A 12,259-nucleotide genomic window follows, 5' to 3' on the forward strand; every position below is an offset into this window, starting at 1 on the left:
GGGGCAATACAATTTAGTGACGAGTAAAGCACGTAGTCTTCATGGATTTCTGAGTGGAATTTACGCCTCACTATGTGCATATCAATTAACCCATCCAAATAAGCCAACAATTCAAATTAAGGAATCATCGGCTTAAGCAGGATCCGGGTTATTTATGTTAATTCAGGTGATGAAAAGCGTGATGTATCTGTGTCAGATATTCAATAAAAAACATTAAATGGATGAAAGAATTTGAGTTTTTCTATCAATCAGTTTTAGATTTTCTGGATTTATAAAAGGTCACTAAAATAAAAAGAATAGCTACAATTTGCTTAGGCTATTTACTAAGTCAAAAATACAGTGATATGGCTTTAAGATTCTGAAGTTAAATCAGCCAGGAAAGCACTAGCATTAAAGAGCCTGCCGCCACCACCGTCTGTACACTGATTATACTGGCCATCAGCTGACTGTCTCCGCCATAAACCCGAGTTAGTACATAAGCGGCTGAAGCAGTCGGTAAGGCAAAAAACAAAACCAATACCTGAGTTGTTAAGCCATCAATTTCAAATAATTGACAAATAAAAAATGCAGCCAGCGGCATGCCCAATAGGCGTCCAAATGTAGATAAACTAAGCGGTAGAATATCCCGTTGAAGTCCTTGGAATTGTAAGGCAGCCCCCACACACATCAGGCCTAAGGGTAAACTGCATAAGGCAAGCTGCTTTAAAAACAGTTCCAGACCTGGCCAGAGTGACCAGCCTGAAAAGTTAAATAGTCCCCCAGCAATACAGCCCAATATTAGTGGATTTTTTAACAGATCTATCAGGATTTTGCTGATCTGCATGTCATGGCTACGAGTAAATGCCAGTACGGACAGGACATTCACCAGCGGAATACACAATACCATCACGACGGCGAAAATAGTCATCCCCTGCTGCTGAAACAAAGCATTGACTGCTGCGAGGCCAATATAGGTATTAAAACGTAGCAAGCTCTGAACATAGACCCCGAAACGTGCATAACCAATCTGGTAAATCTGTCGCAAAATATATAATGCAATATTGACCACAGTCACGAGGCTAAAAATCACCAGAGCCACATCCTGAATAACCCCCATCTTAATCTTTGCAGCAGCCAGATTTAAGAACAGCATTACAGGAAATAACACATAATAGTTTAACTTTTCTGCACCACGCCAAAAATCTTCACTCAACCATTGAGTACGCTTCAGCAGATAACCAAAACTGATCAGCCCGATGAGAGGAAATAAAGAAGTTAAAATAATATGCAGCATGTGACATCCTGGTCTGTTTTCTGCCTAATCTTAAGTCGCTTAGACTAAGCAGAAAACTTAGCATATTCAGGGGCTTTCCTACTACTCAATTTAAGTGGAAAAAGCTTGGATTTTTTATCAACTAATCATGTTGATCTGATGATTTTTTCTAAGATTAGCAAATGTAACAGGATCAAAGGTTCTCCGACATTTTGATCCAGTGGATATGTCTCAATCTTTTCAGTCAGCTGATAGCCACGGCGCTGATAATATGCCAGCAGTTCAGTACGGACATTTAATACTGACATCTGAATCACTTTCTTCTTAAATATTTCGAAAATATGGGATTCAGCAAAGTCCAATAATTGCTTGCCATAACCCGAGTTTTGCTCAGCAGGCGCCACAGCAAAACTGCCAATCTCTGCTGCCTGCTGTCTTAGGCTAACGCCAATACAACCAAGAAGCTTATTTTCAATTTCCAACACAAACAGCTGAAAATGTGCTGAATTGAGCAATTCATATAACTGTTGTTATTGAATACGATCACCCTTGATCATTCCTGCTTCAGTCGTCCATCCACCCCGAGTACGATAAGCTGTATTCATCAGTATGGTAAGTTGCTGAATATCAGCCTTGCTTGCCAATCGTATATTCTTCTTTTGCATTATTTTCAATATAAAAAAGTCAGACCGGAGTCTGACTTTAATTATATTTACTGAAGATGAAAAGCAGATTATTTTGGTTCAATTGGCTCAAACGGCGCAACGACATCGGCATTTTGTGCACGATGACGCATGAAGTGATCCATCAAAACAATTGCCAGCATCGCTTCAGCAATCGGTGTTGCACGCACACCCACGCAAGGATCATGACGGCCTTTGGTCAGTACATCTGTATCTTCACGGTTAATGGTAATGGTTTTACCTGGCGTGGTAATTGACGCAGTGGGTTTCAGCGCAATCGAAACACGAATGTCCTGACCACTGGAAATACCGCCTAAAATTCCCCCAGCATGATTGGCAAGGAAACCGTCAGTTGTCAGTTCATCACGGGTTTCATGCCCAAACTGCTCAACCACACCAAAACCATCACCAATTTCCACACCTTTGACGGCATTAATCGACATCATTGCATGAGCAATATCTGCATCAAGACGATCAAAGACCGGCTCACCCCAACCAACCGGAACTCCAGAAGCAATAATTTCAAGACGCGCACCGCAACTGGTGCCTTGTTCACGCAAAGAGGTGACTAAGGCTTCAAAACGCGGAACGGCATCCACATCACCGCAAAAAAACGGATTGTTTGGCACTTCATTCCAGTCCAGTTTTTCAGCTTTTTCAGTGCCAATCTGCGTCACATGACCACGAACTTCAATTCCGAATTTTTCAAACAGAAATTTTTTGGCAATTGCACCCGCCGCCACACGCATTGCAGTTTCACGCGCACTAGAGCGACCACCACCACGATAATCACGAAAACCATACTTCTGGGTATAGGTATAGTCTGCATGTCCAGGTCGGAAAGTTTGCGCAATATTGCCATAATCTTTAGATTTCTGGTCAGTATTACGAATCAGCAGACCGATAGAAGTTCCAGTCGTCTTACCCTCAAATACCCCAGAAATAATCTCAACTTCATCTGGTTCTTTGCGCTGGGTTGCAAATTTCGAAGTCCCCGGCTTACGGCGGTCCAGATCCTTTTGTAAATCAGCTTCAGACAGTTCAATTCCTGGTGGAACCCCATCGATAATGGCCATCAGGCCAACACCATGAGATTCACCACAAGTCGTTACACGGAAGAGTTGCCCTATACTATTACCTGCCATGTTCAACGACTCCTTATGAATGAACAGATTGAATGAATAAATCGCGATATTGGCGGCATTGTGCTGCTGTCAGTGCAAAAATACCTGAACCGCCGCGCTGAAATTGTAGCCAGTAAAAATCGACTGTATTAAAGTTTTGACGCATGGCCCATTCCGAATTTCCGACTTCAATCACGATCAGACCATCTTCAGTCAGATAATCGGCGGCTTGAGCCAGCATTTTACGCACCAGATCCAGACCGTCTTGACCCGCTGCCAATGCCAGTTCTGGCTCATGATGGAATTCATCTGGAAGATCAGCCATATCTTCTGCATCGACATACGGTGGATTAGACACAATCAGATCATATTGATTTTCAGCAGGAATTTTCGCAAACAGATCAGACTCCAGCAGTGCCACCTGATACTGCTTGTTATGATGTTCACAGTTGATCTGTGCAACCTCCAGAGCATCCTTGGAAATATCGGTAGCATCTACTTCTGAATCAGGGAAAGCATAAGCCAATGCAATCGCAATACAGCCTGAACCTGTACAGATGTCCAGAATACGTTGCGGTGTTTTTGGATTCGGATTTTCTGGCAAGTTATTTACTGCTGCTCCCTTTTCACCATTTTCAGTCAGGCAATAGGGCGCAAAACGGTTTTCAATCAGCTCGACAATTGGAGAACGTGGAATCAGGACGCGTTCATCGACATAAAACGGTTTGCCGAAGAAATAAGCCAGATTCAATAAATAAGAAGTTGGCACTCTTTCATTGATGCGACGTTCCAGGAGACTGAGAAATTCAGCCACTTCGCTCGGCAACAGTTTGGAATCCAGAATTTCTGGATCAGCATTCCAGTCCAGCGACAAGGTTTGTAATACCAGTGCCGAACTTTCAGCAAAATAATCTTCTGTACCTTGGCCTAAATGCGCATCGTATTGACGTAATGCTGTAACACCAAAGCGAACAAAGTCACGAATGGTCGTTAAATTTTCAGCGGCTTCCTGCAAATGTTCAGGGCTAATAGTCGGTCGATCCACTTAAGGCGTCTCCAAGGTCATTTTTTAAAACGCTTTATGATACCTTGTTTTAACGGCTTTTATAATGCCAAAACCATGAAAAACGTGAATTCTCCATGGCTGGTTAATCTGCCAGATTTCTGCCTTTACATCCATTCAACCTTTAGTTTCTGATACAGGCTACAACTCTTCGACCGGTTTATTGGCCTGAAAATCCTGTTAAAGCCCTCTACTATAAGAACGGGATTGATACAGATTGGCCTGATCCACGACCAGCGCTAGCCTGCATTGGCCTTGTTGAATCTGTACATATTGCCCGGTCATTCCCAGATTACATTGCTGGGACATTTTTCGCTCCCATAGCGTATGCTGAGCACGTATATTATTTTGATAAGGCGAATTCAATTTCAAATAAGTTTTATAATTCTTCTTTAAGCGTTTTTTTTGCGCTTTTAATTCTTTTTTGACACATTTTTTTGCTTTCGCGGTATTACCATAACTGAAGTTCATACACTGAGTATATGCCTTAGAATAACCTTCTGCTGCCTGAACCTGTAGCCCCAATGCCCCCAAACAACCTGCAACCAATAAACATGCAAAACGCATCATATCCCCTTTAGCCAAACTGGTCTGTTTCAAATTAATCTTGAACAACAAATCTTGTATAAATTATTGCCCGATACTAACCCAGTCCTTATTAAAATCCTATCGTTTTTTCGCTTAAAAAGATGTCACATTTAGAGGTTTGAAAATCTGTAATCTGCCTCCATATCATCTGGCAATAAAGTCCAAACGAGCCCAGACCTTATGAGCTATAAGCACAATAATCTTATGGCAATGCGCCAAAATTACTGGAATGATCAATTGTCCCTTCAGGTGCAGCAAGAAAAGATATTTTTACAAACGACTTTAATACAGCAAGGTGTATTTGATAGCGCAACTTTGGAAGATGCCAAATACCTGTTCTTTAGCTTGCCCAGTATTGTTATTGTAAAAGGTTATGCACTGGGCTTTATGCATGAAGTAGTGCAGGATCTGATTCATCAACACATTCAAACAAATAAACAACACTTACAGCAACGATCTGAATTAAAAATCCAATTTCAAATGTCATAATACCTGTCCTACACTGGTCTAAGTTGGTAAGTGACCAAATCTTGCTAAGGTTTTACTGTGAATTCAACGGCTCAAACTGTTTTAATATCTGTAGACACGGTAATATTCACTACAATGATTTATTTTGCTTTATGCTGATGAAAGGATTGAGTTTACATGTCAGATCAGAACGATAAGCTTAAACAACTGAAAACTTCCTCAATGGATCGACGCTTATCGATCGCAAAGGCATCCTTACTGGCAGGTACGCGCTGGGCGGCATCGAGCGCGAGTTCCATGTTCTCTAGCGAGGAAGAAAAAGAAAGAAAACGCAAAAAAGCTATGAAAGAACAGGCTGATTATCTGGTTGCAGAAATTGGTAAACTAAAAGGCTCAATCGTCAAAATTGGCCAGATGATGGCGCTTTATGGCGAACATTTTCTGCCAGAAGAAATTACTCAGGCTCTCAATACCCTGAATAACCAGACCGTTGCCCTGGCATGGCCGGCAATTAAAGCTCAATTACAACAGCAGCTGGGTTCAAAGCTAGATGATTTGACCGTGGATCATGAACCTTTAGGTACCGCCTCTCTGGCCCAAGTTCACCGTGCTATTCGTAAATCAGATGGCATGGAATTGGTCCTTAAAATTCAGTATCCAGGTGTGGCTGAAGCGATCGATTCCGACATGAGCCTGTTCAGGAACATGCTGAAGCTGACCCGCATGGTGCCTCAGACACGTGAATTTGACCAGTGGTTCGATGAAGTCCGTGAAATGATGCATCGTGAGGTCAATTATAAAATTGAAGCTGACACTACGCGCCGTTTTGCTGCTCGCTTAAAAGAAGATCCGCGTTATATCGTGCCTACGATTATCGATCAATACTGTACTGACCGTGTGCTGTGCATGACCTTTGAACGTGGTGTGCCAATTAATAGTCCCGTTATGCTGTCCCTGCCTCAGGAACGCCGCAACCAGCTTGGTGAAGCATCTCTAGAAATTGCTGTACGTGAAATTTTCGAATGGGGGGAGATGCAGACCGATCCAAACTTCGGTAATTACCTGGTTCGCTTAGGTAATGGTGAAAATATTAGCGACAAAATTGTCCTGCTTGATTTTGGGGCAATTCGTCAGTTTGACCAGCACCTGCTAAACGTTGCGCGCAACCTGATTCAGGCAGGTTATCATCATGATGCGGATATGATGGTGAAAGCAATGACCGGTTATGAATTCTTTGACTCGATCCCGCATAGCATTAAACCGGATATGGCCAAGGTCTTTTTATTAGCCACTGAAGCATTTAGTTCACCCCTTAATAATAAAGACCTGCCTGCCGGAGTCATGGATGAATATGACCGCTATAACTGGAAAAAAAGCCAGCTACATAGCCGTGTGATGCAGCAAGCTTCAAAATCAATGGCTTCACGTTATTTCAGTGTCCCGCCCAAAGAGTTTATGTTTATTAGCCGTAAATTCATTGGTGCCTATACTTTTATGACCGTGATTGATGCCAGAACTAATGTACGCAGCATGATTAAACGTTACCTCTGATGTATTAAAACCAGCTTTGAGCTTTAAGCCTAGACCCGGATGATTCTGTCATCCGGGTCAATTATTATAAAATTCAAAATTTCAAATATTTTATTTTTCTCTTAGTTTTCATATATTTAATTCTTTAGTTAATCATTTTGATTTGATTGTAAATTGACAATATTTCATGTCATTGATGACATGGTTTTTTCTCCGACTACGTGTCAGCATTAAGAAAACAACATAATATTCCACAGGATAATCAGAATGAATAATATGGTAAATAAAGCTCAAGGATTTGGCTTGTCTCTTCTGACCAAAGTGGCTGGCAGCGATTTACTTGACCAATTCAGGTTACGAAAATTTTTAGAGAAATCTCTGTATCAAAGCTCAAAGGCTGGCTTTAAGACGCTCAGCCAGACACAAAAAATTCTAAAATCTGGTCAAACACTCCAAAAGCAACGTCTCCCACATCAGTCCAAATCACTATTTGACTTGAACTTGACGCAAGAACAGCAAATGACTTGTGATGCCATGCAGCAATTTGCCAGAGAAGTGCTCTATCCTCTGGCACATGAGGCAGATCACCATGAAAACTTCCCCGAGGAACTTTGGCAATATTCAACTGATTTAGGCCTCAACTTTTATGCCCTTCCTGAAGCTTTAGGTGGTGTGGCATCAGAGCAGAATATTGTCAGTAATGTTCTGATTGCCCAAAGTCTAGCCCAAGGTGATTTCAGCTTGACAGCCGGGTTGCTATCTACCTTTAGTGTCATCAATGCTCTTACTCACTGGGGTTCGGAACAGATCCAGACAGATTATCTTTCTGCCTTTACTGAAGACCCTCAGCTAAAAGCCACTTTTGCAGTACAGGAAGCAACTGCCGCATTTAATCCATATCAGCTAAAGACCACAGCCACCCCCAATCAGGATCATTATCTGATCAATGGGGAAAAGACGCTGGTCATTCTGGGAGAAAGTGCTGACCTCTATCTGGTCAGTGCCAGTTTGAATGGAACGGCCGACGTCTTTGTTGTACAGCGTGACCAGACCATTACTGCACAAAAATCTCCAGCCATGGGCCTAAAAGCCACTCAAACCATGAGCTTGAAGTTTGACAACACACCGGCTCAGCGCTTAGGAGATGAAGATTTTGATTACACCGCTTTTGTGGACCTAGGCAATTTAATGTGGTGCGCGATGGCCGTCGGTACTTGTGAGGCTGTGAAAAAATACTGCATACAGTATGCCAATGAACGGACGGCTTTTGGTGAACCAATTTCACATCGTCAAAGTGTGGCTTTTATGATTGCTGATATGGCAATTGAAATAGATGCCATGCAGATGCTAATCCTAAATGCTGCGAGTCTGGCTGAATCTGGTCAGAATTTTCATCGTGAAGCCTATCTGGCACGCCTGCTGTGTGCAGAAAAATCTATGAAAATTGGTACGGATGGCGTACAGATTCTCGGAGGACACGGCTTTACCAAGGAACATCCGGTCGAACGCTGGTATCGGGATTTAAGAGCAACTGCCATCCTGCATTCTGGTTTGCACGCGTAAGCAAAAATAAGGAAAAAAAGAGATGAACTTACAAAATCCTAAAAAATTTAAAATGCTGATTGATCAAGCTCATGAAGTTGCAGTAAATGTACTCCGCCCTATTTCACGTAAATATGACAAAATTGAACATACTTATCCCAAAGAGCTGGACATGCTGGCTTCTGTCGTCGATGGCATGAATCAAGGTAGTGAAGGCATGAATGCCGGTGCTGCGGTGAACAAGCGCGGTGATAGCGACGAAAGTAATAAAAATGGCGTCAATATGTCTACAGCGCTCAGTATTGTCGAGATGTGTTATGGCGATACTGGCCTATTGTTATCCATGCCACGTCAAGGTTTAGGAAACTCTGCAATTGCTGCAGTTGCCAATGATGAACAGTTACAGCGCTTTCAGGGAATTTGGGCAGCTATGGCAATTACAGAACCGGGTTGTGGCTCAGATTCGGCAGCCATTCGTACAACGGCTACAAAAGATGGCGATGACTATATTCTGAATGGCGAGAAAATTTTTGTGACTTCAGGAGAACGTGCCGATGCGGTTGTAGTCTGGGCAACTCTGGATAAAAAACTGGGCCGTGCTGCCATCAAATCTTTTGTGGTCGCTAAAAATACGCCTGGCATGAAGATTGAGCGTTTAGAACATAAACTGGGCATTAAAGCTTCAGATACCGCAGCAATTAGTTTTATTGACTGCCGTGTTCCAGCTGCCAACTTGTTAGGGCATGAGGAAATCGATGTCGCCAAAGGTTTTGCGGGAGTAATGGAAACTTTTGACAATACCCGTCCATTGGTCGCTGCCATGGCAATTGGCTGCGCAAAAGCATCTCTGGAGCGTATTAAAGAAATTTTCAAAGATGAACTAGATGCCCACTACAGCACGCCATATTTACAAAGTTCCAATATCGCTGCACAGATTTACCGTATGGAAGCGGAATGGGAAGCAGCACGTTTATTGATGTTAAAAGCTGCCTGGATGGCGGATAATCGCAAACCTAATTCACGTGAAGCTTCAATTTCTAAGGCCAAAGCTGGCCGGATCGGTAATGAAATCACCTTAAAATGCGTCGAGCTGGCAGCTACATTAGGCTACAATGAAACCGAACTTCTGGAAAAATGGGCACGTGATTCCAAAATCTTGGATATTTTTGAAGGTACTCAACAGATTCAACAACTGATTATTGCCCGACGTGAACTGAATAAATCCTCTAGTGAATTAAAATAGTTTTTACTTTGCTGATAAATCAAACAATTAAATTGATTAAATGGTGGATTTTTTAAGCATTTAAGGCTATAAAAATTCATCATTTTTTATTTCACCATTCAATAAATTTATATGTATTCTATTCGCCTAATTCAACCTGAAGATAATGCTCAAATTGCTGCCATTATTCGTCGTGTTTCCCAAGAATTTGGACTGGCAGCTGAATCCGGTTTTGCTGTAGGGGATTCTATTTTAGATAAACTTTATCAAGTTTATCAGCAATCCAATTCAGCTTATTGGGTAATTATAGATAAACAAAATATAATCTATGGTGGTGGTGGAATTGCTCCACTGCAAGGTGATGCAAATATTTTAGAAATTCAAAAAATGTACTTTCTACCTGAAATCCGTCAGCAAGGATTAGCTAAAAAAATTTTAGAGTTAGCATTTGAATTTGCACAGACACATCACATTAATTCAGTCTATTTAGAAACCACTAAAGCACTGTGGCAGGCGGTCAGACTGTATAAAAAACTGGGGTTTGAGCATTTAGACTCCCCTAAAGGAAATACTGGACATAGTGAAGCCTGTGAAATCTGGATGTTAAAAAAGCTTTAAATTAAGTAATTTGCATTATTTATTGCGGTAGTACTTGTATAGACTGATTGATTTCAATATCAATTTAAAAAATATAAATCAATAAGATCTTGTTTAAATTGTAGCCTAATGAAAGCAAAATATAAGTTTTATCAATTCAGTCTTTTAAAGCTTTATAGCTCTATTTAAAAATAGAGAGTTTTTGCTGTTTCTCGGGTTGACTCAAATGGATTGCTTACATACCATCTAAACGTGTAATTTAGGCATGGAACTTAAGTTTTGCTTTTTTCTCGTTATTTCACTGATTTTAATCTTAAATCTCCATTATCTCGTTCGACTTCATTTAAACTTTCTTCTATTGTACTCACTACTTTAGTTTTTACTGGGTGCTCATCCTTGGGTGGCGGATCTATAGAAAAACGTGCTGCCAAATTATCAAAAGGTATTCAGACTGCTTATTCAACACCTGCCAGTACTGCTGAGCGAGTATCTCCCATGATCGTGTTACATTCAGAACGTCAGGGGTTAGATCCACTTTTAGTTGCTGCTGTAATTCGCCAGGAATCGACATACCGGAGCCAGGCAGTCTCGCCTGCAGGTGCAGTAGGACTCATGCAAGTGATGCCACGCTACTGGCAGCAAACTTGTCCAGGCAACTTATATAATGAAAATAACAATATTCAATGTGGATCTTATATATTAACTAAATACCATCAATCCGCAGGAGACTGGGAAAAAGCACTCGCTTATTACAATGTTGGGCCTTCAAATTACGAAAATAATCGTAAGATGAGAAAACAAGGTAAACGCTATGCCAAGCAAGTTAAACAACATAAACAAGCTTTAAAAAGTGCACTTTAATCCCTAAAGAAAACGAATTGACCCAAAACCGCTTAGGCTATTTCATTTAAAATATATTGAATAATATTAATGAGTAATGGTTAGTTTAACTCTACTTAATAAAATCAAAGCATATTTAATGAAAGATAAATTCCTAAGCAGTTTAATACGAGCCAGAACAACAATAGCTCTCTTGATAATAACTTCTTTTCTTTAAAAGAAAACAAACTCTTGTATAAATTTAAATTATTAATTTCATTAATTTGGATGAAGATCAATTCCAACTACTTATCCGTATTACAACTACAAACTCAATTTTGGTTTTTATTGATGAGTTAATTATAGTTTTTAAATTTTTCAATCTATGCAGATTCAAGTCACAAGTGTGACACATTTGTAGTTTGTTGAAAAAGTTAGGGGCATTCATAGAATCATTAGACTTTTTTAACTCGCAATTGGAAAGCACACAATGAAGAAATGCACTCAACTTTATCAAGATGATAAGATACGAAATTTATGCAACTTTAAAAAGTAAAAGTTTAATCGCTACGCTTGCTCGACTTAGGACGTTCACGATCAACCATCTATCCTGAATTAAAAAGAAATACTGGGCAATGTGGATATAGAGCTCAACAAGCAGCAAAATTTGCAAATCAAAGACAGTATCATCCTTCATCACAAATAATTGTGTTTACTTTCGCTTATGTTGATTATTTGATTGGCTTAAACTAGTCACCTGAAAAAATTTCAGGTGCTTTAACATAATGGGATTGATTAGATGTACCTTTACAGGAGTGGATTTAACAGTACATTTATCAAAATAAATCAAAAGGCGCTAAACTTCATCTTCATTTAAGATATCAAAAAAATATCGTAAACATGGCTATAGAAATACCGATATTAGAGGATAAGTTTTTGATAAAACTAGCATTCAGTGCCGAGATGGGGTTGTTGATCAACGACAATGTTTAGGAGACCTCGGAGGTGATACTGTAATAGGTAAGAATTATCAGGGAGTATTCTTAACTTTGGTTGAACTCAGAAAATACGAATGGTCTGATCAGACAATATCTGCCAAAATCATCATCGTTTAATGGCGTGTCAAACCAACAAATAGAGCAGATAGAATTTGCACTATATTCCCCTAGCAGATGTATCTGATAATTAGTCTGGATAGATATAATACTATATCTCTAGTTGAGTGCTGCGGATGACTCATATAGATAACGATGTAATTCTTTTATTTCTTTTCTTTTTATAAAAAGAAATCCCCCTGCTTTTTAGCAGGGGGATTTTGAATAATGAGCTGGCGATGACTTACTCTCACATGGGTAACCCCACACTACCATC

The 12,259-nt window shown here is 40.4% G+C and carries 10 protein-coding genes and 3 pseudogenes; 8 read left to right on the top strand and 5 right to left on the bottom strand.

The annotated features are described in order from the left end of the window. Nucleotides 1–136 (top strand): annotated as a pseudogene (locus NI467_RS13605) (IS982 family transposase); the annotation flags it as partial. A 228-nt stretch (nt 137–364) separates the two neighbouring features. Here NI467_RS13605 and NI467_RS13610 read toward each other — a convergent pair. From NI467_RS13610 to NI467_RS13630, 5 genes and pseudogenes are all read right to left on the bottom strand, one after another. Beyond that, entirely contained in the window at nt 365–1,273 is a 909-nt protein-coding gene (locus tag NI467_RS13610; RefSeq protein ID WP_253153396.1) for an AEC family transporter, read from the bottom strand. A 125-nt stretch (nt 1,274–1,398) separates the two neighbouring features. Then, nucleotides 1,399–1,917, bottom strand: a pseudogene (locus tag NI467_RS13615) (GNAT family N-acetyltransferase). A 68-nt stretch (nt 1,918–1,985) separates the two neighbouring features. Next, nucleotides 1,986–3,080: a chorismate synthase gene (aroC, locus tag NI467_RS13620; RefSeq protein WP_253153398.1), complete on the bottom strand. Its 1,095-nt coding sequence runs from the start codon at nt 3,078–3,080 to the stop codon at nt 1,986–1,988. 13 nt (nt 3,081–3,093) lie between these two features. Further along, nucleotides 3,094–4,104 carry a 50S ribosomal protein L3 N(5)-glutamine methyltransferase gene (prmB, locus tag NI467_RS13625; protein ID WP_253153399.1) on the bottom strand — a complete coding sequence of 337 codons (1,011 nt, stop codon included), beginning with the start codon at nt 4,102–4,104 and terminating at the stop codon, nt 3,094–3,096. Nucleotides 4,105–4,302: 198 nt separating this feature from the next. Then, nucleotides 4,303–4,689 carry a lysozyme inhibitor LprI family protein gene (locus NI467_RS13630; RefSeq protein ID WP_253153400.1) on the bottom strand — a complete coding sequence of 129 codons (387 nt, stop codon included), beginning with the start codon at nt 4,687–4,689 and terminating at the stop codon, nt 4,303–4,305. A gap of 201 nt (nt 4,690–4,890) precedes the next feature. Between NI467_RS13630 and NI467_RS13635 the strand changes: the two genes are divergently transcribed. The 7 genes and pseudogenes from NI467_RS13635 to NI467_RS13665 all read left to right on the top strand — a co-directional run. Further along, nucleotides 4,891–5,199 carry a hypothetical protein gene (locus tag NI467_RS13635; RefSeq protein WP_253153401.1) on the top strand — a complete coding sequence of 103 codons (309 nt, stop codon included), beginning with the start codon at nt 4,891–4,893 and terminating at the stop codon, nt 5,197–5,199. A gap of 156 nt (nt 5,200–5,355) precedes the next feature. Next, complete coding sequence (locus tag NI467_RS13640; RefSeq protein ID WP_174659803.1) at nt 5,356–6,729, top strand: AarF/ABC1/UbiB kinase family protein; 1,374 nt, start codon at nt 5,356–5,358, stop codon at nt 6,727–6,729. Between the two features lie 255 nt (nt 6,730–6,984). Beyond that, nucleotides 6,985–8,271, top strand: coding sequence for an acyl-CoA dehydrogenase family protein (locus NI467_RS13645; protein WP_253153403.1), 1,287 nt, complete (start codon nt 6,985–6,987; stop codon nt 8,269–8,271). 22 nt (nt 8,272–8,293) lie between these two features. Then, nucleotides 8,294–9,493 carry an acyl-CoA dehydrogenase family protein gene (locus tag NI467_RS13650; protein WP_151207625.1) on the top strand — a complete coding sequence of 400 codons (1,200 nt, stop codon included), beginning with the start codon at nt 8,294–8,296 and terminating at the stop codon, nt 9,491–9,493. Between the two features lie 111 nt (nt 9,494–9,604). Further along, nucleotides 9,605–10,090: a GNAT family N-acetyltransferase gene (locus NI467_RS13655; protein ID WP_253153402.1), complete on the top strand. Its 486-nt coding sequence runs from the start codon at nt 9,605–9,607 to the stop codon at nt 10,088–10,090. A gap of 258 nt (nt 10,091–10,348) precedes the next feature. Continuing rightward, nucleotides 10,349–10,930: a transglycosylase SLT domain-containing protein gene (locus NI467_RS13660; protein ID WP_258170078.1), complete on the top strand. Its 582-nt coding sequence runs from the start codon at nt 10,349–10,351 to the stop codon at nt 10,928–10,930. Between the two features lie 448 nt (nt 10,931–11,378). Then, nucleotides 11,379–12,046 (top strand): annotated as a pseudogene (locus NI467_RS13665) (IS30 family transposase); the annotation flags it as partial. Nucleotides 12,047–12,259: the final 213 nt, after the last annotated feature.

It is taken from the genome of Acinetobacter sp. S4397-1 (assembly GCF_024129285.1).
Lineage (GTDB): Bacteria > Pseudomonadota > Gammaproteobacteria > Pseudomonadales > Moraxellaceae > Acinetobacter > Acinetobacter lwoffii_C.

Bases quoted from the DNA above. Each gene is read 5' to 3' on its own strand.
- NI467_RS13645 (WP_253153403.1), top strand. From the start codon at position 6,985: ATGGTAAATAAAGCTCAAGGATTTGGCTTGTCTCTTCTGACCAAAGTG.
- NI467_RS13635 (WP_253153401.1), top strand. From the start codon at position 4,891: ATGAGCTATAAGCACAATAATCTTATGGCAATGCGCCAAAATTACTGG.
- aroC (WP_253153398.1), bottom strand. From the start codon at position 3,080: ATGGCAGGTAATAGTATAGGGCAACTCTTCCGTGTAACGACTTGTGGT.
- NI467_RS13640 (WP_174659803.1), top strand. From the start codon at position 5,356: ATGTCAGATCAGAACGATAAGCTTAAACAACTGAAAACTTCCTCAATG.
- NI467_RS13630 (WP_253153400.1), bottom strand. From the start codon at position 4,689: ATGCGTTTTGCATGTTTATTGGTTGCAGGTTGTTTGGGGGCATTGGGG.
- NI467_RS13650 (WP_151207625.1), top strand. From the start codon at position 8,294: ATGAACTTACAAAATCCTAAAAAATTTAAAATGCTGATTGATCAAGCT.
- NI467_RS13655 (WP_253153402.1), top strand. From the start codon at position 9,605: ATGTATTCTATTCGCCTAATTCAACCTGAAGATAATGCTCAAATTGCT.
- NI467_RS13610 (WP_253153396.1), bottom strand. From the start codon at position 1,273: ATGCTGCATATTATTTTAACTTCTTTATTTCCTCTCATCGGGCTGATC.